20 protein-coding genes and 1 pseudogene are annotated in these 26,179 nt (G+C 46.6%); 14 read left to right on the top strand and 7 right to left on the bottom strand.

The genetic code is table 11. The features are described 5' to 3' along the window. Window positions 1-6 precede the first annotated feature (6 nt). Complete coding sequence (gene rpsF / locus QUB04_RS07600; RefSeq protein WP_015176119.1) at window positions 7-342, top strand: 30S ribosomal protein S6; 336 nt, start codon at window positions 7-9, stop codon at window positions 340-342. Between the two features lie 214 nt (window positions 343-556). On the opposite strand, the gene QUB04_RS07595 is transcribed toward rpsF, so the two are convergent. The 3 genes from QUB04_RS07595 to QUB04_RS07585 all read right to left on the bottom strand — a co-directional run bounded on the left by QUB04_RS07595 (window position 557) and on the right by QUB04_RS07585 (window position 4,801). Further along, window positions 557-3,568, bottom strand: a complete 3,012-nt coding sequence (locus tag QUB04_RS07595) for an EAL domain-containing protein (RefSeq protein ID WP_333282966.1) — start codon at window positions 3,566-3,568, stop codon at window positions 557-559. 59 nt (window positions 3,569-3,627) lie between these two features. Next, on the bottom strand, window positions 3,628-3,771 hold the full coding sequence (locus QUB04_RS07590; protein ID WP_333282963.1) for a hypothetical protein: 144 nt from the start codon (window positions 3,769-3,771) through the stop codon (window positions 3,628-3,630). Window positions 3,772-3,967: 196 nt separating this feature from the next. After that, window positions 3,968-4,801, bottom strand: a complete 834-nt coding sequence (locus QUB04_RS07585) for a prohibitin family protein (RefSeq protein ID WP_333282960.1) — start codon at window positions 4,799-4,801, stop codon at window positions 3,968-3,970. Between the two features lie 628 nt (window positions 4,802-5,429). On the opposite strand from QUB04_RS07585, the gene nfi reads away from it, so the two are divergent. The 5 genes from nfi (at window position 5,430) to QUB04_RS07560 (ending at window position 11,162) form a co-directional block, all read left to right on the top strand. Then, entirely contained in the window at window positions 5,430-6,083 is a 654-nt protein-coding gene (gene nfi / locus QUB04_RS07580; RefSeq protein WP_333282957.1) for a deoxyribonuclease V, read from the top strand. Window positions 6,084-6,558: 475 nt separating this feature from the next. Next, window positions 6,559-6,789 (top strand): KGG domain-containing protein, encoded by a 231-nt coding sequence (locus QUB04_RS07575; RefSeq protein ID WP_006631632.1) that lies wholly within the window; start codon window positions 6,559-6,561, stop codon window positions 6,787-6,789. A 790-nt stretch (window positions 6,790-7,579) separates the two neighbouring features. Next, window positions 7,580-8,110: an FHA domain-containing protein gene (locus QUB04_RS07570; RefSeq protein WP_333282954.1), complete on the top strand. Its 531-nt coding sequence runs from the start codon at window positions 7,580-7,582 to the stop codon at window positions 8,108-8,110. Between the two features lie 234 nt (window positions 8,111-8,344). Beyond that, window positions 8,345-10,348, top strand: coding sequence for an FHA domain-containing protein (locus QUB04_RS07565; protein WP_333282951.1), 2,004 nt, complete (start codon window positions 8,345-8,347; stop codon window positions 10,346-10,348). 385 nt (window positions 10,349-10,733) lie between these two features. Beyond that, entirely contained in the window at window positions 10,734-11,162 is a 429-nt protein-coding gene (locus QUB04_RS07560) for a hypothetical protein (RefSeq protein ID WP_333048473.1), read from the top strand. 70 nt (window positions 11,163-11,232) lie between these two features. Here the strand turns inward: QUB04_RS07560 and QUB04_RS07555 are convergent, their stop codons facing one another. Then, entirely contained in the window at window positions 11,233-11,406 is a 174-nt protein-coding gene (locus QUB04_RS07555) for a hypothetical protein (protein WP_333282999.1), read from the bottom strand. Here QUB04_RS07555 and QUB04_RS07550 point away from each other — a divergent pair. The 8 genes and pseudogenes from QUB04_RS07550 to QUB04_RS07515 form a co-directional block, all read left to right on the top strand. Further along, window positions 11,357-12,454 (top strand): DNA cytosine methyltransferase, encoded by a 1,098-nt coding sequence (locus tag QUB04_RS07550; protein ID WP_333282947.1) that lies wholly within the window; start codon window positions 11,357-11,359, stop codon window positions 12,452-12,454. The two genes, QUB04_RS07555 and QUB04_RS07550, sit on opposite strands and share 50 nt — an antisense overlap. Window positions 12,455-13,224: 770 nt before the next feature. Continuing rightward, window positions 13,225-14,565, top strand: a complete 1,341-nt coding sequence (gene miaB, locus QUB04_RS07545) for a tRNA (N6-isopentenyl adenosine(37)-C2)-methylthiotransferase MiaB (protein WP_333042505.1) — start codon at window positions 13,225-13,227, stop codon at window positions 14,563-14,565. A 197-nt stretch (window positions 14,566-14,762) separates the two neighbouring features. After that, window positions 14,763-15,833, top strand: coding sequence for a D-alanine--D-alanine ligase family protein (locus tag QUB04_RS07540; protein WP_333282944.1), 1,071 nt, complete (start codon window positions 14,763-14,765; stop codon window positions 15,831-15,833). Between the two features lie 257 nt (window positions 15,834-16,090). Next, complete coding sequence (locus tag QUB04_RS07535; protein WP_333282940.1) at window positions 16,091-17,173, top strand: AI-2E family transporter; 1,083 nt, start codon at window positions 16,091-16,093, stop codon at window positions 17,171-17,173. 596 nt (window positions 17,174-17,769) lie between these two features. Continuing rightward, entirely contained in the window at window positions 17,770-17,955 is a 186-nt protein-coding gene (locus QUB04_RS07530; RefSeq protein ID WP_333282937.1) for a hypothetical protein, read from the top strand. 142 nt (window positions 17,956-18,097) lie between these two features. After that, the gene (locus QUB04_RS07525; RefSeq protein ID WP_445301040.1) at window positions 18,098-19,333 is read left to right on the top strand and encodes an HhoA/HhoB/HtrA family serine endopeptidase; all 1,236 of its coding nucleotides are present in this window, start codon (window positions 18,098-18,100) and stop codon (window positions 19,331-19,333) included. A gap of 407 nt (window positions 19,334-19,740) precedes the next feature. Then, window positions 19,741-20,952, top strand: coding sequence for a transposase (locus tag QUB04_RS07520; RefSeq protein ID WP_333143302.1), 1,212 nt, complete (start codon window positions 19,741-19,743; stop codon window positions 20,950-20,952). 3 nt (window positions 20,953-20,955) lie between these two features. Then, a pseudogene (locus tag QUB04_RS07515) lies at window positions 20,956-21,789 on the top strand (MBL fold metallo-hydrolase); the annotation flags it as partial. 247 nt (window positions 21,790-22,036) lie between these two features. On the opposite strand, the gene hcp reads toward QUB04_RS07515, so the two are convergent. The 3 genes from hcp to QUB04_RS07500 all read right to left on the bottom strand — a co-directional run bounded on the left by hcp (window position 22,037) and on the right by QUB04_RS07500 (window position 26,176). Then, window positions 22,037-23,704: a hydroxylamine reductase gene (hcp, locus tag QUB04_RS07510; protein ID WP_333282931.1), complete on the bottom strand. Its 1,668-nt coding sequence runs from the start codon at window positions 23,702-23,704 to the stop codon at window positions 22,037-22,039. 241 nt (window positions 23,705-23,945) lie between these two features. Next, entirely contained in the window at window positions 23,946-25,343 is a 1,398-nt protein-coding gene (gene hemN, locus QUB04_RS07505; protein WP_333282927.1) for an oxygen-independent coproporphyrinogen III oxidase, read from the bottom strand. A gap of 86 nt (window positions 25,344-25,429) precedes the next feature. Beyond that, window positions 25,430-26,176, bottom strand: coding sequence for a heme oxygenase (biliverdin-producing) (locus QUB04_RS07500; protein WP_333282924.1), 747 nt, complete (start codon window positions 26,174-26,176; stop codon window positions 25,430-25,432). Between the last annotated feature and the right edge of the window lie 3 nt (window positions 26,177-26,179).

Raw genomic sequence — 26,179 nt, 5'->3', positions numbered from 1 at the left:
ATTGCCATGAAACCGTTTATTTACGAAACTATGTACATTCTGCGCCCTGATTTGGGTGAGGAAATGACAGACCAGGCGATCGCTAAATATCAAACTATTTTGCGCGATCAAGGTGCTGAAAACATCGAAACTCAGCACCGCGGCAAGCGCCGTTTGGCTTACGAAATCGGCAAGCACCGCGACGGAGTATACGTTCAAATGAACTATACAGCTCCGGGCGCTGCAATTTTTACCCTAGAGCGCGCGATGCGTCTGAGCGAAGAAGTGATTCGCTATTTGACGATCAAGCAAGATGTGCCAGATGCACCTGAAGCGGAAGCGGAAGCTGAAGTCGCCGAGTAGCACTCGTGTCAACTTAACGTCTTATACCAATTTAATGTGAAGTTGCATATATTTCGAGCCGCCTAAATCCCCCTTATTAAGGGGGGTTAGGGGGGATCAGATTCTATGCAGCCTCATATAAAATTGGTATCTCCGAGAGATAAACAGTTTTAACCCAAGCGTATTGCCTTATTGACAATCAAGCAATTTGATCCGGTTAAATATTTGGTTCAGTTCACCATTTCGGCGATCGCCTCAACAAGGCTGTAGCTGCCTCACTGTCGAGAGGTTTAGAGAAAAAGTACCCCTGACCGTACTCGCAGCCGATCGACCGCATTTGAGCCAATTGGACAGCGGTTTCGACCCCTTCTGCCACTACCTCCATCCCCAAACTGCGCGCCAGCATGACGATCGCCCGCACGATTTCCAAATTTTCCCCCATTTCCCCGATGCGACTGACAAAAGAGCGATCGACCTTCAAAATATTAATCGGGAACTTGTGCAAATAACTCAGAGACGAATAACCAGTGCCAAAATCATCAATGCACAAATCAATCCCCAAGTCTCTCAACTGCGACAGCATCGCCGCCGCCGCTTCCCCATCTTCCATCACCACACTCTCAGTAATCTCCAACTTCAAACAGCGAGCATCAACACCCGTTTCCTGCAAAACTTGCTTAATTTGCTCGATGGATTCCGGTTCAGAAAACTGCCTCCCGGAAAGATTTACTGCTACAGTCAACCGCGAATTTCCCACAGGTAAATTCAAACTCTGCCACTTAATAATTTGGCGGCAGCTTTCGTTCAAAACCCACAAACCCAAAGGCATAATTAACCCAGTTTCCTCCGCCATCGCAATAAATTCCATCGGGGAAACTAAACCGCGCTCCGGGTGCAGCCAGCGCACCAGCGCCTCAAATCCGATAACAGAACCAGTTTTCAAACTAACGATCGGCTGATAATAAACAGTAAAAGGACATTCCAATTTTAAAGCGGTCACTTGCGACTTCGGACGCTCCAATCTCCGATCTATTTCACTCATCGGCGAGTTTTCCGCCGCCGTCCCACAGGCGAAATCCACGATCGAATATTTCAAATTTAGTTCTTCAACCGACTCCCGCAAATCGTTTTCCAAGTGCATCAAAGCCACAGCGCGAGCGTGCATCGCACTGGTAAAAACTTCGTAGCGAGCTTTACCGAGAGCTTTTGCCCGGTACATCGCAATATCAGCATCCCGCAAAATATCTCCCGGCCACTGATATTTGTCGGTATTCAAAGCAATGCCGATGCTAGCAGTAATTAAAACTTTATTACCTTCCAAATTCAGCGGTCGTTCGATCGTTTTGAGAATTGCCTTTGCTTGGGCGATCGCCTCATCAACACCGTGAATTTCTTCCAGCAAAATCACAAACTCATCTCCCCCCAGACGAGCCACCGTATCGCCTGGCCGCAAACAAGTCAAGAGACGGCGAGCCACAGCCACCAACAGCCGATCGCCCGTGCGGTGTCCCTGACTGTCATTAATCACCTTAAACCTGTCCAAATCCAGAAACAGCACCGCAAACTGATAGGTTGGATGCCGTTGGGCGCGGGCAAAAGCTTGCCCCAACCGGTCAGTCAACAAAGCACGGTTCGGCAACTCCGTCAGCGCATCGTGCAAAGCATCGTGCAACAATTGTTCTTCAGCCAGCTTGCGCTCAGTCACGTCGTGACAGTTGACCACAATTCCCCGCACCGAAGGTTCGTCGAGCAAATTCGTCGCCACCGCTTCCAACACGCACCAAGAACCGTCCTTGTGTTGCACTCGGTATTCCGCCATTCCCAGGCTAACTTTCGGCATTTGCATGACACCTTTGAACACTTGATCCACTATCAGCAATTCGTCAGGGTGAATCAAGTCAAATATAGACCGGCCGAGGACTTCCGCCGTCGGGTAGCCCAAAATTCGCTCTAGGGAAGGAGATACATAGCGGCAAAAGCCTTTTTCGTCGAGAATCACAATAATGTCTCTAGCATTTTCAATCAACGATCGAAAGCGCTTCTCGCTTTGCCGCAGCTCTTGTTCCGTGCGCTTCCGATCGGTAATATCGGTATTCATGTAAATCAGACCGACAATTTTCCCTGTAGCGTCTTTAATAGCATCGGCCCGCAGCAACACTTGCAAAGTTTCACCGCTTTTAGTGCGGTTGATAATTTCACCAAACCAAGAATAACCTTGGGCGATCGTGTCGAGTACCTCCCTGGCGACTGCGGGGTCAGCAAAAACTGCCGATATACCTCCGGCTAGTTTAAATTCCTCTGCGGTGTCCCATTCAAATAGCTGAGAAAACGCTTGATTTTGATAAATGTGAGTGCCGTTCGCATCGCTGATGCCGATCGCGTCGCTCGAACTTTCCACCGCCTTGCGAGTCAGCACCAGAGCTTCTTCTGCCCGCTTGCGCTCGGTAATGTCAATCCCTACCAGACAAGCTGCTTTGCCGTGATCGTACTTTTGAGCCACAATCAAATAGTATCCCTCCGACTGTCCCCCGTCGGTTTGTACCTTAACGTTGAGTTCTTTAACCGCTTCCGTAGCGTCGCCGGCAAAAAACTCCACCACAAAAGAGTTAAAATCCGAGCTCGCGCCTAGAAAACCAATATCTTGACCGACAAAAGCCGACGGCGGCAAACCATGCAGTTTGGCTAAGTGCTGGTTAACCCCCAAATAGCGCAAATCCGAGCTAATCCAAGATACTGTGCCCGGAACTGCTTCCAAAATCGTTTGCAGTTGGTCGTTAGCTTGCTGCAATGCTTGCTGCACTTCACATATTGGTTCCGACAAGTCCGACTGAATCCCTACAAAGTGAGTCAAATTAGCGTTGTCGTCTCGCACGGGAGATAGCGATAATTTGCTCCAAAAAGGACTGCCGTCTTTGCGGTAATTTTTGATTGTTGTCTGGAGTTCTAGACCTTGGCGCAAGGCGTCGCGGATCTTAGCTACAGTAGTTCGATCGGTATCCGGGCCTTGCAAAAACCGGCAATTACGCCCCAAGATTTCACTGGCGCAGTAACCCGTCATCCGTTCAAAGGCCGGATTGCAATAAATTATGGGACAATCGGGTGCATTGGCGTCAGCAATGACAATGCCGCTGCTAGTAGCTGCCAAGGCTCGATCGCGCAGCCACAGGGCTTCTGACGCAGAATGGCGATCGGCGGCACTCCCCACTTCACCTAAATTAGAAATTGACTGGTTCTCCCGATCTCCCATCAGCCGAACTTTCAAGCAAACCTTTACAATTTCCGAGTTGTTTCTTACTCTAACGTTTTTCAGGACTCGCGCAACGTAAATTGTATCTTGGTATTTAAGTAAGCGGGATTTAACTCAGATGTTGCACCATTCTCAATTACTTGTTTAGGAACAGGCTTTTCGGCCTGTTCCACAAGAAAACTCATTCTTTGTGGAACGGGCATCTTGCCCGTTCTTGACAATGGTGCAACATCTGAGATTCAACCTTAGTTGTTAGTTGTATTTTATACGCTTGCTGTTCGGCATTTAAAAAAGCACATCTTCACATCCGCAGTGAAAAACCCTCTATTCTTCCCCCCCTCAGACTCTCTCCCCCTCCCCCCTTCTCCCCGCGCCCTGGCCATCATGATCCGCAGCAGCTTATTTAGCAGGAGTTGCAGCTTGAGAACTCGGCGGCGCAATATTAATTAATGGCAAAGTTCCGCCTCCTCCCATTACTGTCGGAAACTGGCCGTTCCATTTTTCAATTGCTTGCTGCTGCAAAATTTCGGCTGTTAATGTTTGCCGCTGCAAGCGTTGAGCTTCGGCTTTACCTTTAGCGCGGTTAATTTCAGCTTTAGCATCTTGGGTTGCTTTTTGAACAGTAAATTCTGCTTGTTTAGCTTCTTGTTCGGCTATTTGTTTCGATTCGATGGCTTTGCTAAATTCTGGAGAAAACCCAAAATTTATTAACGAAACATCTCTGACAATGACGCCGTAAGGTTCCAAGCGCTTTTTAAGGCTGTTGTCGATTTCTGTTTTGAGTTCGGTGCGCTTAGTGATAATTTCTTCGGCGGTTTTTTTAGAAGTTGCTGCTTTGAGAACTTCCGAAATAGCCGGACTCAGAATGCTGGCAACAATTTGTTCTTCGTCTCCTATTTGTTGGTAAATTTGATTTACTTTTGCGGGGTCAACATTCCAGTTAACTGCCAAATCGGTCGTAATGCTTTGCAAATCTTTGGATGCTGCATCTGCTTTTAAATCTGTTTTTTGTACCCTCACGCTGAGAGTTTTTACAGAGGTGACGATCGGGAAAATCGGGTGAATGCCTTCATCTAAAATCGCGTCTTGAACTTTCCCGAAGCGCATCATAACGCCGCGTTCCCCTGGGCCGACGAGGGCAAAAGGTCTTAAAATTAAGGCGGCGATGATGAAGACGATGCCACCGACGATGTAGAGAGCTAGGTTGTACTGAACACTTTGCATGGTTTTCATATGTTGATTTACCTATGTTGTGTTAATTGATGTTAGTTTTATATTCGATCTTATCTAAGATTATAGCTTCATGTTAATGGTGCAACAACTCATAAATTCATTGATTTTTTTTCATAAAAGTCATATACTTGCGAGGGTCTGGGAACCTCTTAGCTCGATGAGCGGGGATGAACAATGGCACTTGTAGCTGGGTGGGATTATTGATGAATAAATGTTTCAATTATCTTGACAAACAGGAGTTTTTTAGATAAAGCAGAAGTAAATAGATAGCTCGATCGCTCTCCGACCCGCGATAAAAGGGCGATCGGAAAGACAAAGCTTTCTAGAAAGCTAAAAAATCAGCATCAAATAGGTATTTTTTGTAAATTTTGAGTAGAAAATTGGAGAAGTGTGCCGATAAAACCTTTGGGGGTTGGTTCCAGCACAAGCGAAAGATAGAATTTCAATCTCCGACTTACAGACTCTATTTGGAGAATTGGCATCGGCCGGCCTTGCTCAACCCTCCTGAGTAGAAAAAAAGACTCCTTGGGCAAGTTGGGAATTTATGGCTACAAACGATAAAGATCCGAGTTTAAAAATGCCCGAAAATAAGTTAAGCTTAGATGAGAACGGTTGAAGAGAAATCAAAATGTTGCAGCGACACCCTTGGCCGCAGACAGTTGAAGAGGCGATCGCCATTCAAGAACAGCTTCGGTCAGAGGTAATTACCGAAAATCAACTGGACACAGTTCGGTACGTCGCAGGCGTAGATGTCGGCTACGACAGTGCAAACGATGTATCGCGGGCCGCTGTAACAGTTCTGAGCTTTCCCGACTTGCAGTTGCAGCAGCAAGCTGTGGTTCGCAGTCCTACAACTTTTCCTTATATTCCGGGTTTCCTGTCTTTTCGAGAAGTGCCGGCAGTTCTCGAAGCTTTGGAAAATATCAGTTTGACGCCAGACTTGATATTGTGCGACGGTCAAGGACTAGCCCACCCCCGCCGATTCGGTCTTGCTTGCCATTTGGGGGTTTTGACAGGGATTCCCACGATCGGAGTTGCCAAAAATCGATTTATTGGAGAACATTCAGAAGTCGGACTCGATCGGGGCAGTTGGCAACCCTTGCTGTTGGAGGGCTCAACGGTAGGAGCCGCGCTGAGGACGCAAACAGGGGTAAAGCCGATGTATGTGTCGATAGGTCATAAGGTAAACTTGATCAGTGCGATCGAGTACGTCCTGCGCTGCGCCCCAAAATATCGCTTACCAGAAACAACTCGATCGGCAGACCAACTCACATCGGGATAACTGGCAAGCGCGGAATGCCCCAAAAAAAAAGTAAAAAGACCAAAAAAGCATCCGTCTTTGGACTTTTAATTTTTGAGGTGGCGCCGCCCGAGTCGAAAAATCCTCTGAGTCTACTGCCAATCAGCTTTCGGTTCCATCCTTCCTGCGAACTAAAGCATCCTTCCAGCGAACTAAAGAATGACTATACCTGAGAAAGAGGTATAAAAGTCGGGGGGGTTTATAGAATGATTGAAAGACAGTAACCAGCTTAAAACATTGGCGGCTCTAACTATAGTGCCCGGGCGTGAACTATTTTTAGTTCACATTTGTAAATGATGAAAGATTCATTCTGCGAGTTAAACCAAAAGCTTAGATTCGTCAGATGAGGTTTCATAATTTACCGTCGGATATCTCACCACTGACTGGGAGTAACCATGACAGTGGGAGGCGAAGGCGCGATCGAGCTAAAAAATCAGAAACAAACAAGGAGACAGTCATGGCTGAGAAAAGCAAACGCGGATTCGCTTCTATGGATGCAGAAAAACAGCGCGCAATTGCTAGCAAAGGCGGAAAAGCTGCACACGAGAAAGGAACTGCACACGAATTCACCCCTGAAGAAGCCAGACAAGCTGGTCAAAAAGGCGGCGAAGCTGTCAGCAGAAATCGCGAACACATGGCTCAAATTGGTCGCGAAGGCGGTCGGAAAAGCCGCAAGAGCGAAGCTTAAGTCTCTGAAGGCTGGCCCTGTAATGAAAGATTGCACAGTTGCAGCGTGAGAGATAGCACTAGGACAGTAAACGTTTGAGGAGGTGGGGCGATCGAAGTTACCAAGGTAGTTCGATCGTCCAACCTCCAAAATTCGTGACTAGCGCACCAAAGCCTCGCAAGGGTGAAAATCCCACAGGAATTAGTTTTTAGCAATCGCTGGCCAATCTTGAACGGCAATTTTTTAACCAAGCTGCGCTAAATAATTGTGCGGGAAAGAAAAGCTGATGAGAAGTAGTCAGAAGACAGAATTCAGAATTCAGAATACCCCATGCCCCAAGTGAGGTGTAACTCACATCTTGCACAATTCTCAAGAACAGGCTTTCCGGCCTGTTCCACAAAGAGTAGATTTTCTTGTGGAACAGGCATCTTGCCTGTTCATAAAAGGATTATTGAGAATGGTGCAACATATGAGGTGTAACTGTCACGGAAAGAATTTTTATCTTCCACGATTAAAAGCGGGGGCTTCAAACCCCAATTTTCCATCCTGTCGCACACAATCCATTCTGGATTCTGGCTGTTGAATTCTGAATTCTTCTTCGGTAAACGCGAGTCAGTCTCTCAAAAAAAAGCCAATACGAGTACAAAAAGCCCCGAAGTCAGGGCTTTTTTGTTGTGCTGCACATAATATTTTTAGAAGTGCGATCGAGTCGGCGTCAATAATTATAATTAAGTTTTTTGGTGAGGAAGTCCGTCCTCAAAATAAATCAGTTAATATTTTTTTATATTTTTGAGCAGCACACTATACAATCATGACAAACCAGCTCACTTTAGCATGGACAGAAGCTGGGGTTCGTCAAACTCTGACAATTGAAAACGGACAGCCGAGCAAAAATCCGGGAACCGTCAGGCTAGGGCGCGATCCGGCGAAGTGCGATATAGTATTTTCGCATCCCAGCGTATCGGGGCTGCACGTTGAAATATTTTTTAATCAGGAATTGCAGGAGTATGCAGTGCGGAATTTGCGCGAAAGCAATCCGCCGCTGGTAGACGGAAAAATTCTCGCCCGAGGCGAAGCAAAATTGAACTCGGGAAGCCACATCCATTTAGGCCAAGTGCAAATTGAGGTGGTGAATGTGACACAGGTGCAGGTAGCCGCGCCCCAGACTGTTTTGCTGTCTGGGCCTCCCGCACCTACTAACTTTCACCCGACGGGGCCTTCACAATATGGTTTGCAGTGTCCCAAATGCAGCCGAATTTCGCCTTACGCACAGTTGAATGCGGGGTGTCCGTGGTGCGGTACTTCTTTGGCGGCGGCGGCGAGTGTGATGCTGTCTCCGTGAAAGTTGGAAAAACTGAGATGTTGCACCATTCTCAAGAACGGGCTCTGGGGCCCGTTCCACAAAGAGTGAATTTTCTTGTGGAACAGGCCGGAAAGCCTGTTCATAAAAGGCTAATTGACAATGGTGCAAGATTTAAGAAAAACGGAAAATCAGGGTATCCGCTAAACACTCTCAAATTCACAAATCTTTTTTGCAGAAAGCTCAAAGCCGACGGCTGATGTTTAAAAAATAATCATGAATTCTCAACCCTTGCGCCTGCGACTGACTTGGACAGATACAGCTACGGGGGATTGTCGATCCCCCATACTCGACTTACCCATCGCTTTGGGACGAATTTTTGAAGCTATGCCCGCCACTATCAACGGGAAACGAGTTTCTCGAATTGCCCTCAGCAGCAGTCAAGTTTCTCGCTTTCACGCAGTGATTGGCACCGAAGGTAACAGTATTTTACTTACTGACACGGGTAGCCGTAACGGTACTTTTGTTAACGGCATTCGCCAAACCCGTTGCGTGCTGGCAAACGGGGATATGCTGCAAGTTGGGCCCTACGCGATCGGCATTTCTTTTGCTGTGAATTCCCCAGAAACGCCATCGGTCAATTCTCACATTTTCTTTAACCCGCAGACCAATGGGCCAGACCCCACATTGGGGCAGCCAATAATGTTGCAGGTTCCTCAAACAGGTAGTAGGGGAGAATTTCCGCCGATCGCATTTTTGCAAGCTTCTCAAGTGTCAATGCGATCGCTCCAATCTATGGGACTCCCTATGACAGAAGTTGATTGGGCTGCCGTTGGCGGCGGTTTGGGCAGTTTTATTTGGGTGGATTTGCTGAGAATTTGCGGCGTGAAAATCGATCGAATTGCGGTTTTGGGCATGGAAAACCAGCCTTACGCCCGCTATCTGCGTCTATGCCTGAATTCCCAAATTCCGCTGCGGGAACGCCTACGATCGAATTCTGACTCTTGTCCAGACAATATTTGGGGGTGGCCTCCCTATGCTTTGCGGGAAGCTTGGCGGGAATTGCTCAAAGGGCGTTTGGGAGTATCACTGAAGTTGATGTGGCAGGTGTTTGCTGAACCGACTTTTGCCGAAACTTATACGCCTCGCGCGGGAAATGTGTTTGATTCTATTGACAGGGAAGTCGATCGAATTGGGTGGAATCAGATGTTTCGCTACGGTAGAGTGCGGGGAATTCGCAAAACAGATGACGGCAGGTACGCGATCGCTTATTCTCGATCGAATGCGGATCACCGCGAGCACGCTTTTTTAATCGCCAAATACGTACACTTAGCCACCGGCTATCCCGCCATTCAATTTCTGCCCGACTTGCAAGCTTACCGCGAAAAAACCCAGGATTTTGAGTCGGTTGTCAACGCTTACGAAAGCCACGACAGTGTTTACGAAAAATTGGAAGCCAGCGGTGGCAGCGTGTTAATTAGAGGCCGGGGAATTGTCGCTTCCCGCGTAGTGCAGCGAATTTACGAAGCGCGACAGCGGAACCGCAACATTCAAGTATTGCATTTGATGCGATCGCCCAAACCTCAAGGTAACAAATTTAAACTCGCTGAGCGAAGAGTCGAAAATCACTACGAATTTCAACCTTTCAACTGGCCGAAAGCTTGCTGGGGCGGGGAACTCCGCGTACTTTTGGAAAAAGTCGCCCCTGAATTGCGGCCGCAGTTGCTCACAGACTGGGGCGGCACTACCACCGCCCAGCGCAGCGACTGGCGGCGGATTGTCAAAGAAGGTTTAAGTCAAGGATGGTATCAAATTACCTTCGGGGAAGTCGAGCGAGTCGAGCGCGACAGTCAAAACCGCACGGTGACGTACATTAAGGAGAAGGAACTTAAAGGGCAAATTAAGTTAGAGGCTGATTTTATTATTGACGCTACGGGTTTGGACGCTAAGGTAAAAACCAGTCCCCTGTTAAACGATTTGGTAGCTCAATATAATCTTCCCCTCAACGGTTTGGGCCGGCTGAGTGTTAACAACGATTTTGAAGTGCCCGAATTGCGGAATTCTTCTGCTAGCAACACAGAAGGCCGGGTATACGCAGCCGGCGCGATTACTTTGGGGGGGCCTTACGCGCCGGTAGACAGTTTTTTGGGCTTGCAATACGCCGCCTTGCGATCGGTTGAAAGTCTGGCCGCCAACCGAGTTCTGGGTGTGCGGAAATTGAGCGTTTGGCGATCGTTCGTGCAGTGGTTGAAGTGGGTTTTAAATAAATCTCCCGGCTAACTTGAAGGAGGAAGCTCGGCAACAAGCAATGTACAGGATTTAATGGATTTAACTGAGATATTGCACTATTTCAATAGGTTTTTTACGGGCGGGCAGGATGCCCCCCCCACAAGCAAACTCACTCTTTGTGGAACAGGCATCTTGCCTGTTCTTGAAAATGGTAAAAGATGTAAGATTTAAGTGATTAAAACGAACTTCGCCTTCAATCTAAAATCTAAAATCTAAAATCTAAAATCGAACAACTTTCCCATTCAATCTAAAATCTAAAATCTAAAATCTAAAATCGAACAACCTTCCCATTCAATCTAAAATCTAAAATCTAAAATCTAAAATCGAACAACCTTCCCATTCAATCTAAAATCCAAAATCTAAAATCTAAAATCGCATGACTCCCACCTTATTCGGCCGTTGGCAAACTCGGTTATTGTTATTTGCAACCGTAGGCGTTTTAGTAACGCTGCCCTTTTGTCTGGGTTTAATTACCTCCCAATCAGGCTCAATCTTTTTCTGGATTTTAGGGTATGTAGCGATTTTTGGCATCGGCTGGGATGCTTTATATATATACATCCAGCAGTTCCGCTGGGATCGAGATTGGCCCGGCGCGTTTCAATTACTCGCTGGGATTTGGGAAGCACTTTTTGTGTTATTTTTAATCAAAATTATCGGTTTGCCTGGGATACCTGCACAAGATTTTGACTTGGGAGCTTTTGCTTTGCATTATAGTTTAGTGTGGCTGGCTATTTATCTGGCATCGCAAACACTGATGCGAATTTTGTTTCCCCACTGGCGTTTCCGAGGTGGCCAATGGTTGTAAGAATATCTGTAGCGGCGGTTTTTACCCACAATAATCGCCTCAAATCCATAATCTAATAAACCCGCCCCGGCTATTCTACCAATTCCCCATGCCCCATTCCCCATGCCCAATTCCCCATGCCCCATTCCCAATTCCCCATGCCCAATTCCCAATTCCCCATCCCCTGTATATTCTCATTTTTTTCGGGTTCTGGCTTGCTCGATCTGGGTTTTGAGTCGATCGGCTTTAATGTAGCGTATGTCAATGAAATTTTCCCACCTTTCATGCAAGCATACCGCTATTCTCGGCAGTGCATGAATTTGCCGCTACCAGAATACGGATATTGCGAAGGAGAGGAAGCAGATGTAACTCGACTTGTAGGGGGAGAACCCGCTTTTCGCCTGCGGGAATTGATGCAGGATGCCCGCAAGCATCACGATATTGTGGGATTTATCGCGGGGCCGCCTTGTCCTGACTTTTCTATTGGTGGCAAAAACCGGGGTGGGGAAGGAGATAAAGGTCAACTTTCAGCTTCATACATTGAATTGATTTGCCAGCAGCAGCCAGATTTCTTTTTATTTGAAAATGTCAAAGGTTTGTGGAGAACCAAAAAACATAAAGCTTTTTACGACGCACTCAAAAATCAGTTGGCTGATTCGGGATACGTTTTTGCCGAACGTTTAATTAATGCGATAGAATACGGTGTCCCGCAAGATAGGGATAGAATTATTTTGATTGGGCTTAGAAAAAACCTTGTCAAAAATCTGGGCATTTCCCTAGAGGAAAAAAGCCAAATGTTATCCGAAAGTTTATTTCCTTGGCAAAGTCAGATATTATATCCCAAATCAGAAATTTTTTCTCATCCTTGGCCGGAGAGAACTGCCTTTGCAGGTGATGGTTTCGTGCCTTGTCCTGATGGCATTCCCCAAGATTTAACGGTAGAATTTTGGTTCCAAAAAAATGACGTTCTCAACCATCCCAATGCCGAACACTATTTTCAACCCAAAGCAGGTCTTAAGCGGTTTGCGTCCGTTGATGAAGGAGATGATTCAAAAAAATCTTTCAAGCGATTGCACCGATGGCGTTATTCGCCAACAGCTTGTTACGGCAATAACGAAGTTCATTTGCACCCTTACAAACTTCGCCGGCTTTCTGTTGCAGAAACACTGGCTATTCAGTCACTGCCAAAAGATTTTGCACTGCCGGCCCAAATGACGTTGACTAATATGTTTAAAACTGTTGGCAATGGGGTTCCTTATTTGGCTGCACAAGGTATTGCCAAAACAATTTTACAGTTTTTACAGACAAAATAAAGAGAGAAATAGGCACAAATAAACATTAGGATCGCGAATTATACCAATTTTTCATGAGGTTGCATAGAATCCGATCCCCCCTAGCCAAGAGGGCGGGCACGGGGGCACCGCCCCTACTAAGGGGGGGACAAGATTCTTCTCAAAGTCAACCCCTACTCCCCAACAATCAGGGGGATTTAGGGGGATCGAGATATGTGCAACTTCACATTAAATTAGTATTAAATAATTTACACAAGTTTGTGGGGAGTAGGGGTTGGGCTTATAGCCCGCCCTTTCTGGACGGGCGGGACGCCCATCCCACAAGAACCATCACGCATTGTAAGTTATTTAATTCTCATTCCTTAGCATCAGGACTTTGGGTGTAGGGTGCGTGAGGGCGAGTAGTTTTTGAACTCAAACTGTGATATTTTTAATACTCACGCACCGCCAAAACTAGATTTTGGTGCGTGATGCACGGTTTAAGATTGATTGTCGGTAGCGCAAGTTAATCGCCGCGCCTCACACACCCTACAGATTTGTGAAAGTGGTTTTTTTAAGAGGCAAGATTGTATGCCTTTGCAAACTATCTTGAAAGGCATTTGCGTTTATCTGCGTTTATCTGCGGTTTCCCCTATCCATCAAAGATTTATGCAATAAGTCTCATAAACAGCAGAGGGTGCTGAGAAAGAGAAAACACTGATAAAAAGAAAAGTTCACAAAGGGTTTAGACTTGTTATATAATAGTTGGTTAAGGTTGAAAACCTATATTTTTTATTTGCCTGCAATTCGCCATGACCGTTAAACCCCGCCGCTATCACATCACTACTTTCGGATGCCAGATGAATAAAGCCGACTCGGAACGGATGGCCGGCATTCTGGAAAATATGGGCTTTGAGTTCTCGGAAGACCCGAACGAAGCTAGCTTGATTCTCTACAATACTTGCACAATTCGCGATAATGCCGAACAAAGAGTTTATTCTAACCTGGGAAGGCAAGCTCATCGCAAGCGCCAAGAACCGGGTTTAACTTTAATTGTAGCTGGATGCGTGGCGCAGCAGGAAGGTGAAGCGCTGCTGCGGAGAGTACCGGAATTAGACTTAGTAATGGGGCCACAACACGCTAACCGACTTGAAGATTTGCTGGAACAAGTTTTTGAGGGCAATCAAGTTGTGGCGACTGAAGCTGTTGAGATTATGGAGGATATTACTAAGCCGCGCCGCGACAGCAAGGTGACTGCTTGGGTGAATGTAATTTACGGCTGCAATGAACGCTGCACTTATTGTGTTGTCCCCAATGTTCGCGGGGTTGAACAGTCGCGGATGCCGGAGGCAATTCGCGCGGAAATGGAGGATTTGGGCCGTCAAGGTTACAAGGAAGTAACTTTGTTGGGGCAAAATATTGATGCTTACGGACGCGATTTGCCGGGGACAAAACCGGACGGCAGCAACCAGCATACTTTGACGGATTTGCTTTATTTTGTGCAGGATGTGCCTGGAGTCGATCGCCTCAGATTTGCTACTAGCCACCCGCGCTATTTTACGGAAAGATTGATTAAGGCTTGTGCGGAATTACCGCAGGTTTGCGAACATTTTCACATTCCTTTTCAGTCGGGAGATAATGATATTTTGAAGGCGATGTCGCGGGGTTATACTCAGGAAAAATATCGCCGGATTATTGATACAATTCGCCGTTATATGCCGGATGCTTCGATTACTGCAGATGCGATTGTCGGTTTTCCTGGGGAGACGGAAGCGCAGTTTGAGAAGACTTTGAAGTTAATCGAAGATGTTGGTTTCGATTTGGTGAATACTGCTGCTTATTCCCCTCGCCCTGGGACGCCGGCCGCTTTGTGGGAAAATCAGTTGAGTGAGGAGGTGAAAGCCGATCGCCTGCAACGAATCAATCATGTAGTCACAACAACGGCGATGGAACGATCGCAGCGCTATTTCGGACGCACTGAAGAGGTTTTGGTGGAAGTCCAGAATCTTAAAGATTCAACTCAGGTGATGGGGCGCACTCGCGGCAATCGTCTCACATTTTTTAAGGGCGATATTGCTGAATTGGCGGGTAAAATTGTGCGGGTTAAAATTACAGATATTCGCGCTTTTAGTTTGACGGGGGAAATGCTTTAAATAGCACCGGAATGAGATAGGGGACGGCTTACTGGTGAACTTTTCTAAGAAGATGTAATTTTTTTTACCGCCGAGGGCGCAGAGGACACAGAGGAAGAGTGGAAGGGAGGAGATAAGTAGTCTTAAAGCGGTTCGTATGTGCCTTAGTTGCGCTCTCTGCGTGTATATTTGTCGAAAAGTCCTAGGAGTAGTGAAAAATGACAATGATGCGGATCGGGCTATTGTTCGGGGGGCGATCGGGCGAACACGAAGTCTCAATTAGTTCGGCGCGGGCGATCGCCGGCGCCCTCGCTGCGGAGGAAAATGCGTCTAAATACGAAGTTCTGCCCTTTTATATCCAAAAAAACGGCCGCTGGCTGTCGGGAACATTACCTCAACAAGTCTTAGCCACCGGAAAACCTCTGGAAATAGAGGAACAAACAGGAGAAGACGACTCTCCGGCTGGACAATTTCCTAATTTTAATGCTGTAGATGTTTGGTTCCCGGTTTTGCACGGGCCAAACGGTGAAGATGGTACGGTGCAAGGGTTGCTGAAATTAATGCAAGTTCCTTTTGTCGGTTCCGGGGTTTTAGGTTCGGCGCTGGGAATGGATAAAATTGCCATGAAAATGGCTTTTGCTCAAGCTGGTTTGCCGCAGGTAAAATACATCGCTGTTAACCGTTCGGAAATCTGGTCTAATCCTTGCGTTTTCCCTAAACTCTGTGATAAAATTGAAGCAGCTTTGGGCTATCCTTGCTTTGTTAAACCGGCCAATTTGGGTTCGTCTGTGGGAATTTCTAAAGCTCGATCGCGCGCTGAATTAGAAGCTGCTCTCGACAGCGCCGCCAGCTACGACAGGCGGATAATTGTCGAAGCGGGTGTGGTGGCTAGAGAATTAGAATGTGCAGTTTTAGGTAACGACAACCCCAAAGCTTCAACGGTGGGAGAAATTAGTTTTCAAAGCGATTTCTACGACTACGAAACTAAATATACCCAGGGACAAGCCGACTGCTCAATCCCGGCAAAAGTCAGCGGTGCGATCGTCTCGCAAATCCAAGAAATGGCAGTGCAAGCATTTTTGGCTGTAGACGCGGCAGGTTTAGCGCGAGTAGACTTTTTCTACATTGAATCAACCGGAGAAGTTTTGATTAACGAAATCAACACTTTTCCTGGCTTTACAGCTACCAGTATGTATCCGCAAATGTGGGCAGCGGACGGCATTTCTTTCCCTGAATTAGTAGACCGTTTAATTCAATTAGCTCTCGAACGGCATGGTGAAAAAGGCTGAATCGCGCGCTGCAAACCGCTGCCGTGCCAACCGAAAAGAAATTATTTTCGCAGGTAATATATCCATACCAGCGGAAACGATATAACATAGTTGTGGCAGGCACTGCCTGCCAGCAACCCAATTTACCCTGGCAGAGCAACTGAGAAGTTTCAGCAGTCGGGTATAAATAAATGCACTATAAAATGGTTAACAGAGAAGGGCAAATAGCAGCGCCAATCTCACATCTTGCATCTCAAATTTTAACTCGGTTAACTTAGATGAGACGTTTCACTCAACTGCAGCAGTGGTGGACTTACGGACTGGTATTTCCCCTAGCGGTACTCAACTGCTGGTTAGCCCTCCTAGTCTTTGAATATTTTCGCGCCCTGATTACAGTTTTGGTAGTGGCTACAGTGCTGTCTTTTTTGCTAGATTATCCAGTGCGCTTTCTGCACAGATACGGCTTGAAGCGCGATCGAGCAGTTTTGTCGGTATTGTTTTTGACTTTACTGCTATTGGTGGTTTTAGGTATCACTCTGGCACCCATTCTGCTAAACCAAATCACTGAACTCGCCACCCGACTGCCGACTTGGATAGTTTCTGGCACAGAACAGATTGAAGCATTCCACAATTGGGCGGAAAATCGCAATCTCCGCATTGATGTTAGCGGTTTGACTACCCAATTGAGCGATCGACTTTCATCTCAATTGCAGTCACTCACTGGCGAACTTCTCAAATTTGGCTTGGGTGCTGCAGACAGTCTGTTGAATTTCCTCCTCACAATAGTCGTGACATTCTACTTGCTCTTGCACGGCGATCGCGTATGGGAAGGATTGTTTAAATGGTTTCCTTCCAAGCATAGCCTTCAATTGCGAGAGTTACTGGCGCGAAGCTTCCACAACTACTTCGTCGGGCAAGCAACTTTGGCGGGCTTGATGGGATTGTCTATCACTGTTGCTTTTTTAATTATGCGAGTTCCCTTCGGACTTCTGTTCGGTTTGGGTGTGGGTGTAATGACTATGATTCCCTTCGGGGCACCTTTCAGTATTTGCCTTGTCAGTTTGCTGATCACATTAAACAACTTTTGGCTCGGCGTCACAGTTTTAGCTGTCGCTACAGTAATTGAGCAAATAATAGAAAGCGGGGTTGCTCCTCGGTTATTAGGCGGTTTTATAGGTCTCAATCCTGTGTGGATTTTAGTGTCACTGCTGGTGGGAGTTAAGGTGGCAGGAATAGCAGGTTTGTTAGTTGCTGTGCCGATGGCTGGTTTTATTAAGAATACTGTTGATGTTTTGGAAAGTTCGAGGAACAAGTCGAGGGAAATCGATTCGGTTAGTTCCATTGAACCTATGGAGCAATAAAATTCCTCCCTAGGTTCAACATTAAGATTTGAAAAGAGTTTTGGCAGGCTATTGTGACCGAAAGCATCCAGGATACAAGCCCCCGAATTTATCTCGCGCAAGTCAATGCTTCAATTCTTTAATCTAAAATCTAAAATCTAAAATCGATTGACTTAGGTTTAATTGGTACTTTAGCTTGAGGCTTTATATCAAATCCGGTAGCATCGGAATTATTCCTCTGTGTATTCTCTCCCTCTGCGTTCTCTGCGCCCTCTGCGGTTAAATCATTCCGATACAACCGAAAACGATATTACAGGTTTTTTACTTCCGGCTTTAGGGTGAGGCTTTCCGGTGCTTTAGCTGCTATCCTTCCTGGATGCAGGCGCGGTCAAAAACTTCGTTTCTAGGTTAACGTCGATCGCTCCCAACGAAGATTTTGCGTAGAAACCTGGTTTGGTTGAGTCCAGGATTATTTTTGACCAAGAATTTCAAAGGTGGTACCCGCCACGTGATTTATCCGTGGAATCAATCCAAAATCTAAAATCTAAAATCCTCAAGCCCCCGAATTTATCTCGCGCAAGTCAATCCAAAATCTAAAATCTAAAATCTAAAATCGAATGACTTCGGATATCAATCCTGTGAAAAGTTCGCGGGAAATGCGGAATATGCGAGCTGGCTACCGTAGTTTGTATTATCGCACTCAGACAGTAATTCGCCAGTGCCGACCCAGTTCGATCGCACTCAAAAGCTCGAATCCACAAACAATTTGCCTGCAACTGTCCGGTTTCTACCCCAGCTTGTAGGGTAAACCCCACCAGTCAAGCAGATATCATCAATGCTTGAATAAAAATTAAAGAACCTTTAGTTCTAATTTAATTACAGTAGGTGCTAAAAATGCAAAACCATAATTATAACTCTCCCTCTAACTCCCACCAACTCAATACTATGTCAACCAAAAATATGCCTGCTACAACTGTGCGTTCTCGCCGTTTCTATTTGCCGAAAAAACTTGCTTTTTTCTCCCTCATTTTGCTCGGCTCCACCGCAACAGTTGGGTGCAACGCCCTAACTTCTCAAGTTCCTGGAAGTTCTAACGCCATTCAAGCTGCACCTTCAACTCCAGCGCCAATCTCAGCACTGCCTGCGAATATACTGCCCTCTCAAGACTCTAATTTTGTTACTAAAGTTGTGCAGGAAGTCGGCCCGGCAGTTGTGCGGATCAATTCGTCTCGCACGGTGACGAACCAAGTTCCAGATGAGATACCCGAACAATTCCGCCGCTTCTTCGGTTCAGAATCTCCCATTCAACCGGGAAATCGGGTAGAAAGGGGTTCCGGTTCGGGCTTTATTTTTGGTTCTGATGGCCGCATTTTGACTAACGCTCACGTGGTTAACGGGGCGGATACGGTGACGGTAAAACTGAAGGATGGCCGCGAATTTGTCGGCAAAGTTTTAGGCGTCGATACAGTTACTGATGTGGCTGTTGTTAAAATAGAAGCTAACAATTTGCCTGTGGTGAGTTTGGGCAAATCTGAAGAGTTACAGCCGGGAGAATGGGCGATCGCGATCGGCAATCCCCTCGGTTTGGACAATACTGTGACTGTGGGCATTATTAGCGCTACAGGCCGTTCTAGCGCCGATGTCGGTGTTCCCGACAAGCGCGTTAGCTTTATTCAAACCGACGCTGCGATTAATCCCGGCAATTCTGGTGGGCCGCTGCTGAACCAGCGCGGTCAAGTTATCGGCATGAATACGGCGATTATTCAAGGCGCTCAAGGATTGGGTTTTGCTATTCCGATCGATCGAGCACAACAAATTGCCGACCAATTAGTAACAGTAGGAAAAGCCGAACATCCTTATCTCGGCGTTCGGATGTTGAGCATTACTCCCGAAGTCAAGGCAGAATTCAATAAAAATCCCAACACCAAATTGAGGCTGACTGAAGATAAAGGTGTGTTAGTTTTGGGAGTTGCGAAAAATTCTCCGGCGGCACAAGCTGGAGTTCGCCTTGCCGATGTGATCAAGAAAATCAACGGTAAAGAAGTAACTGATGCTGGCAGCGTACAGCAAATTGTCGAGAAAAGTACAGTGGGCAGCGATCTGCAGCTTGAATTAAGCCGCGGCGGACAACCTGTTACTGTGGCGGTGAAAGCGGGTGCTTTTCCAGCGGATCAGCAGTAGAATTGTTGATTGAAACTTAGATATTGCACCATTGTCAATAATCCTTTTAGGAACAGGCAAGATGCCTGTTCCACAAGAAAATTAATCTCTTGTGGAACGGGCATCTTGCCCGTTTTTGAGAATGCTGCAAGAGGTGAGTTTTAATCGGCTTGGTCTGTGAGACGGGGTTTAATCCCCCGTCGGGATGTGGGGGGTACTCATTGTTACCATAATTTATAGAAATCGAACATGAAAACCCCGTGACTTTAGTCCGGGGATGAAAGGGAGAAGGAGGCTTTAGCTTCCCAGTATCTTTCATTAGATATTAGGATTGCAACTTAGGATACAACTCTGTAAAGTCTTGTAAACACTTTGATGATATTAAGCTAGTGCTGTTAGCATAAGAAGAACGTGATGAGGTCGAAGTCATGCTAGTTTTTGAATTCAAAGCATACGGTAAAAAGCAGCAATTCGATGCTGTAGATGAAGCAATTAGAACAGTGCAGTTCATCCGTAACAAAGCATTGCGCTTTTGGATGGAAAACCAAAAAGTCAACAAATATGACTTGAATAAGTACAGCGCTGTTTTAGCTAAAGAGTTTCCGTTTTGCGATGAATTGAATAGCATGGCTCGACAATCAAGCGCCGAAAGAGCGTGGTCGGCAATCGCCCGCTTCTACGACAACTGTAAAAAGAAAATTCCCGGGAAAAAGGGATTTCCGCAATTCCAGAAAGACAACCGCTCAGTCGAATACAAAACGACCGGGTGGCGTCTAGCGACAGACCGGAAATCTATCACTTTTACAGATAAGAATGGAATCGGGAAACTCAAATTAAAAGGAACGCGAGACTTACATTTCTATCAGCTTAGCCAAATTAAGCGAGTGCGCTTAGTCAAACGAGCCGATGGATACTACATCCAGTTTTGCGTTCAAGTTGACCGTTCCGAGAAGATTGAAGTTACAGGTAATGCTATTGGATTAGACGTGGGGCTCAAAGAGTTCTACACAGACTCTAATGGTGTTACAGTCGAAAATCCGCGTTTTCTGGGCAAAGGAGAGCGCCGACTAAAGAAAGCCCAAAGGCGGCTTTCAAAGCGAGTCAAAGGTTCAGAAAATAGAAAAAAAGCTAGGGTAATTCTAGGAAAACGCCACCTCAAAATAAGTAGACAGCGTAAAGATTTTGCTGTGAAATTAGCAAGATGCGTCATCCAGTCAAACGACTGTGTAGTCTATGAAGATTTGAGAATCAAAAACATGGTGAAGAATCACTGCTTAGCTAAATCGATTAACGACGCATCTTGGTATATGTTTCGAGTGTGGATGGAATATTTCGGTAAAGTATTCGGAAGGATTACAATTGCCGTGCCAGCCCACGGGACGAGTCAAGAATGTTCTAGCTGCGGAACCATTGTTAAGAAAAGTCTATCAACGCGAACTCACGCTTGTCGGTGTGGATGTGTATTAGATCGCGATCACAACGCAGGTAGAAATATCCTAAGTCGGGGATTGAGTACGGCGGGGCACGTCGGAACTTGGATCTTAGATCCGAACGCTTGTGGAGAGTTGACCGCTACCGATGTTGAAGTAATTCTGCATCGGCAAGTCGATTCTGCGAATCAAGAATCCCCTCGGCTTTAGCCAGGGGAGTGTCAAGTAGACAATACCTGCATTGACTGCGATACTTGTCGGTGGATGGCACCTGAAGTATTTGGTCAAGCGGGAGAACAGTCTGCGGTTTACCACCAGCCAACTAATGACACTGAAGAAATGCGATCGCTCGCGGCTCTTTTGTCTTGTCCTACAAGTTCGATAGGGACTGTAGAAAAACCCAAAAGGATCAAAGAAGCTCAGCAACTGTTACCCGCACTCATAGCAGAAAATGTCTATCACTGCGGCTACCACTCAGAGAATTCCTACGCCGCAGCCAGCTATTTAATTGTCCGCCCCGAAGGCAATATTTTAGTTGATTCTCCCCGTTTTGTACCGCCGCTAGTCAAAAACATAGAAGCAATGGGCGGCATTCGCTATATGTACTTGACTCACCGCGATGATGTGGCTGAGCATCAACTATACCACGAGCATTTTGGGTGCGATCGCATCATTCATTATGACGAAATTAACGCTGATACTTGCCGTGTAGAAATGCAATTGTCGCCCACCGAACCGTATCAACTAGCAGATGATTTGTTGATTATATCGGTGCCCGGTCACACGAAAGGTCACACAGTTTTGCTTTACAATAACAAGTTTTTGTTCACCGGCGATCATCTTGCTTGGTCGGAAAGTTTGCAGCAGCTAGTTGGCTTTCACGATGTCTGTTGGTATTCTTGGCCGGAACAAATCAAATCTATGCAGAATTTGGCTAATTACTCGTTTGAATGGGTGTTGCCGGGACACGGCCGCAGGTATAATGCCGATCGACAAACAATGAGCAATCAAATGCAAAAGTGTATTGCTTGGATGCTCGATGCTTAGTGCGATCGGGTTCATAACTCCGACTCAGCGAGATTCGTTTGACTCGGGTAGCCTGTAAAAATCCGACTGCCATCTTTGAGAATATGAATCTCCATCCGATCGCACGCCCATTCCTATCTCTCTTCTCGACATCTGCGTGAATCAGCGTCAATCCCTTATCATCTGCGGCTCGATAAATTCTCTTTTTTTCACCGCAGATGAGGGCAGATAAACACAGATTAACGCAGATGAATCCGTCTGAATAGACTTAGCGAATGACTGCTAATGGGCTCAAGCAAGCTGCCAGATCGGCATCAGGGGTGGTAATGGCCTGCAAGTTATATTTCTCCGACAGAAGCTTGAATACATTGGGAGAAATAAACGCCGGTAATGTCGGCCCTAGACGAATGTTTTTAATCCCCAAATGCAAGAGAGTTAGCAAGACGGCTACTGCCTTTTGTTCATACCACGACAGAATCATGGAAAGGGGTATATCGTTGACACCTACCTCAAAGGCATTGGCTAGGGCTACAGCAATCTGAATCGCGGAGTAGGCATCGTTGCACTGACCAACATCCATCAGGCGGGGTAGTCCGTCAATGTCGCCCATTTGTCGATCGAAGAAGCGGAACTTACCGCAAGCTAGGGTGAGCACGACACAATCATCAGGCACTTTTTCTACGAACTCGGTGTAGTAGTTGCGATCGGGTTTGGCTCCATCACAGCCCCCTACCAGGAAGAAATGGCGGATTTTACGCTGTTTCACAGCCTCAATGATTTTATCTGCCACACCTAGGACTGTATTGTGGGCAAAACCAACTGTGACTTCCCTGGCGGGTGCATCTTCAGTAAAGCCGGGAAGTGCCAGTGCTTTCTCAATAACGGGAGTAAAATCGGGTGTGCCATTGTCGATCTCACTCAAGTTAATCAGACCCGGATAGCCGACGGGGCCAACGCTAAAGAGTTTATTTTCATAATAGGAATGGGTTGGCATTAAGCAGTTGGTCGTAATCACGATCGCACCGGGGAACTTGCCAAAATCCTTGGTTTGGTTCTGCCAAGCAGTGCCGTAGTGACCGTAGAGATGGGGATACTGCTGTTTTAGTTTGGGATAGCCGTGGGCTGGTAGAAGTTCGCCGTGGGTGTAAACAGTAATTCCAGTGTCTGCTGTTTGCTTGAGTAAGCCTTCGAGTTGTTTGATGTCATGTCCTGAAACCAGAATCGCCTTCCCTTGCCGTGGATTGAGGGGAACAGGCGTGGGAATTGGGTGCCCATAGGTACCGGTATGTCCGGCATCCAATAGTTCCATAGAGCGCAGATTAATGGCTCCCACCTCAAGAGCAAGATCCACCCACTCCTGCAAGCTCAAGGTCTGGTTATCGAGGGCGACAAGTGCCTCATAAATGAAACGATACACCCGCTCGTCTTCCTGGCCCACTTCGTAGGCGTGGAAGGTGTAGGAGGCAAGACCCTTAACCCCATATAGCACTGTGAGTTTGAGTGAGAAAATATCCACATTCGAGGCAGACTGACTGAGGAACTGGAGGGAAATCTGCTCACCCTGCTCAACCAGGCTCTCCTCAAAGTTGGGTTCAAAGTCGGAAATTGCAGCCCACGTGGGTGGAGTGTCTGTTGCTTGCTGCACTTGAGCCTTGAGGTTGGCGCGATGGGCGATCGCTTCTTGGAGATACTCAACAAACCGCTTTTCGGAAAAGTTGACATTCGTCATCGTGGCAAAGATCGTTTCGCAGGTGAAGACATCCACTGCATGAGTATCAATGCCTAACTCCTTTGCTTTCAGGGCAATCGGAGCCAACCCGCGCAGATAATAAATCAGCAAATCTTGGATAGCATTCACTTGAGGACTTTTCCCACAAGCACCAAACTGATGGCATCCTTGTCCGCTTGCTGTTTGTTCGCATTGTTCACAGAACATTGATTTTTCCTTGTTGAATTGGTTAGAATTTACGCAACAACTCGGTTATGAAAGTATTTATCCGTCTCTGACTATGTTAACAAATCTGAGTTAACTCACATCTTGTAGCATTCTCAATAACGGGCTCTCCGGCCCGTTCCACAAAGAGTGAATTTTGTTGTGGAACAGGCCGAAAAGCCTGTTCCTAAACAAGTAATTGAGAATGGTGCAACATCTCAGAGTTAACAAATCTGACGAGGATTCATAGGGACTTGGAAAACCGTTTGCTTGAGTGGGGGATGAGATAGCTATCAAACACGGATGCAATATTGCGAATTAGCAAGCGGCCGAGCGCGGTTACTTCAATGCCATCGCCCCAACGTTTGATTAACCCATCGGCTTCTAAGGCATCTAGTTGTGGTAAAACCTGAGCGAAATAGTCATTAAAATCTAGATCGAAGCCGAGATGGTATTTTTCTTCCAAATCTTGCACCGACAGTTGGAATTGACACATTAATTCCATAATTACTGTGCGCCGAATCAGATCGTCCTGATTAAGTATAACACCTTTTTCGATCGGCAATTCCTTCCCATCGATCGCCCGATAAAAATCTTTCAATCCCTTGTGGTTTTGGGTATACACATCCTGCAACATACTGATGGAAGTCATGCCAAAGCCCAACAGATCCGATTCGGGCTTAGTGGTATAACCCTGAAAATTACGATGTAGTTGCCCAGCTTGTTGCGCGATAGCTAGTTCATCATTAGGCTTAGCAAAGTGATCCATACCAATAAACACATAGCCATTTTGCGTCAGTTGGGCGATCGTACTTTGCAGAATTTTCAGCTTTTCGCCCGCAGTCGGCAAAGCAGATTCCGGCATTCGTTTCTGAACCGGTTTGAGCCAGGGAACATAGGCAAAATTAAAGACGGCAATGCGATCGGGATTTAATTGCAAGGTCTTCTTTACTGTTTCCTGGAACGTTGCTTGTGTCTGGAAAGGTAAGCCGTAAATTAAATCCACATTGACACTTTCAAACCCAGCTTCCCGCATCCAATCCATCACATCAAACAACATCGCTTCGGGCTGCACCCGATTGATAGCTTGCTGCACGATGGGATTAAAGTCTTGAATGCCAAAGCTAATCCGATTGAATCCTAATTGTCGCAAAAATAGAATATATTCGCGATCGATATAGCTAGGATTGACTTCGATCGATATTTCGGCCGCGTCATCGAACCGAAAATATCGATTTAACTGGTTCCAGAGACACTCTACCTGACTGCGATCGAGATAGTTGGGCGTGCCGCCGCCCCAGTGCAACTGATGCACCAGCCGATCGGCATCCACCAAACTGGCAACTTGGCGAATTTGGCGATCGAGATAGCCTAAATAGGGTTCTACCACCTCCTTGCGCTGGGTAATGATGGTATTGCAGCCACAGAAATAACAGGGCGTTTCACAAAACGGAATGTGGCAGTAAAGCGATAAGGGGGTTCGTTTGTGATTGCCGACGGCGATCGCGGTTTTAAATGCGTGGCGATCGAAATCAGTGCTTAATTCTGTGGCGGGTGGATAGCTGGTATAGCGAGGTAAAGGCTGGTTGTATTTATTCAACAATGCAGCATCAAATTCAACCGTTTGTGATAACTGTTTCATTAACTAATGTATCCTTCTGTTGTTGTGTAAATTCAGAACCCCGGCATATTTTAGAGATACGATCGATCTTGTTTTCGTGGGGCGAGTTATTTCGCGACAGATTCTCGCTTGGCATGAGGGCTGTGGCCTTCTGTGCTACCGGGGCGATCTTGCCGAGTCAGCAAATCAAAGGTATGGTCTCCAATCGCCGCTTTCACATCGGCTTCGAGTTCGTGCATTACATCCTGGTTAAGGGTAAATGCCGTATTTGCTTCGGCGACAATTCGCTCGATCGTGTCAGCATCCACCGGAAACTCATCAAAGGTTTGGCGATAGCGTTCCTTAAATACTCGCCTTGCTTCAGGTGTCGAGATTTGGGAAAATTCATAGAAATTTGTTCCCTGATCCGGCGGCAGAGACAACGCCGATCGAATCACGTTTTTCAAGCTTTGTCCGCCGGATAAATCACCCATGTAGCGGGTGTAGGCATGGGCAATCAGCAGGACTGGATCGGTTGCTGAGAGGGTTTGAATGCGATCGCGATACACAGAACCCGCTGGCGAAGCCGTAATTTCCTCCCGCCAATTTTCACCGTAATAAAAAGCTAGATCGCAAGCCAGATTCTCAGTGCGATTTAACTTAGGGAAATAGAGAGTCCCGATTATCGGGTGGTTGACATGGCTCTGCAAAGCCGTTTCTAAGGCGCTGTAAACAAAGTACAGATCGGCAAATAGTTTACGCAAAGGTTCCCGTTCCACAATGCCTTTCATAAAGCATTTCATAAATGCCGTATTTTCGGCTGTGGTGTGGGATTGCATCGTGCCTTCTCGGAGGCGTGTGGATAGATTAGTCATGGC

The organism is Microcoleus sp. D2_18a_B4 (genome assembly GCF_036702475.1).
Lineage (GTDB): Bacteria > Cyanobacteriota > Cyanobacteriia > Cyanobacteriales > Microcoleaceae > Microcoleus.
This window is presented reverse-complemented; position numbering and strand designations above follow the sequence as displayed.